Origin of the sequence: Mesorhizobium sp. M7A.F.Ca.CA.002.05.1.1, from assembly GCF_003998335.1 — a bacterium.
Lineage (GTDB): Bacteria > Pseudomonadota > Alphaproteobacteria > Rhizobiales > Rhizobiaceae > Mesorhizobium.
Map to the genome: position 1 here is coordinate 1 of NZ_RZQI01001489.1, position 766 is coordinate 766.

Annotated in this window: 2 protein-coding genes and 1 pseudogene; all 3 read right to left on the reverse strand. The window is 67.0% G+C overall.

Annotated features, from left to right (window positions below; genetic code table 11):
* On the reverse strand, positions 1–346 hold a 346-nt coding region (locus EN939_RS36570), incomplete at its 3' end, for an ATP-binding cassette domain-containing protein (protein ID WP_127272086.1).
* Complete coding sequence (locus tag EN939_RS39590; protein WP_236382662.1) at positions 339–563, reverse strand: hypothetical protein; 225 nt, start codon at positions 561–563, stop codon at positions 339–341. The genes EN939_RS36570 and EN939_RS39590, both read right to left, overlap by 8 nt.
* Positions 527–766: pseudogene (locus tag EN939_RS39595) on the reverse strand (hypothetical protein); the annotation flags it as partial. The pseudogene EN939_RS39595 and the gene EN939_RS39590, both read right to left, overlap by 37 nt.

Below are 766 nucleotides of genomic sequence, written 5' to 3' on the forward strand. Positions count from 1 at the left end.
TCTCCGTACAGCCACGGATCGACGCGACGAGCTGGAGATATTGCCGCCCGGTGAGCGCTGCCGGCAGTTCAGGCGGATCGATGGCCAGACCGAAGCCGGCCTTGGCGGGCTCCGGCGCGCTGGCGAGATCGCGGCCGTCGATCGCCACACTTCCCTGGAGCAGCCGGATCTGACCGGTGATCGCCTTCAGCAAGGTGGATTTTCCTGAGCTGTTTGCGCCGAGCAGGCCAAGGATGTCACCCCGATCGAGCGTCATCCCGATGCCGGCGACAACTGGTCGGCCCCCATAGCCGGCGCCGAGCCCGCGAACCGCGAGTATCTCGACAGGATCGACACTGCTATCCATGGCGATATCTCCGTTGCGCCCGGTGCCACAGGAACAGGACAAGGGCGGCAAAGCCGATCAGCACCGTGCGCCCATATTCGAGCGACTCGTAGCTGGTGTAGGCGATGGCGCCGAGGAAGCTCAGCGCGGCGACGAATGGCGCGGTCATGAAATAGGCGGCAAACACCGCATAGGCGCCGTTCAGCGCCAGCAGCCAGAAGCCGCTAGCGAGCGGCATCGCCCAGGCCGAGGCTCAGCCGCCAAGGCAGCAACGGCCGGCAGGAGAAAGTAGGCGACCGACAATTGCAGGGGCAGCCGCGCCAGGCGCAGCCAGGCCCTGGTGAAGCCGAGCGGAGCCGTGCGCAGCACTGGCGAGTCCAGCGGATGGAAGCGCGCGCTCAGCATGAAGACGAGAAGGCCGCCGGTCAGGCCGGCCATGGC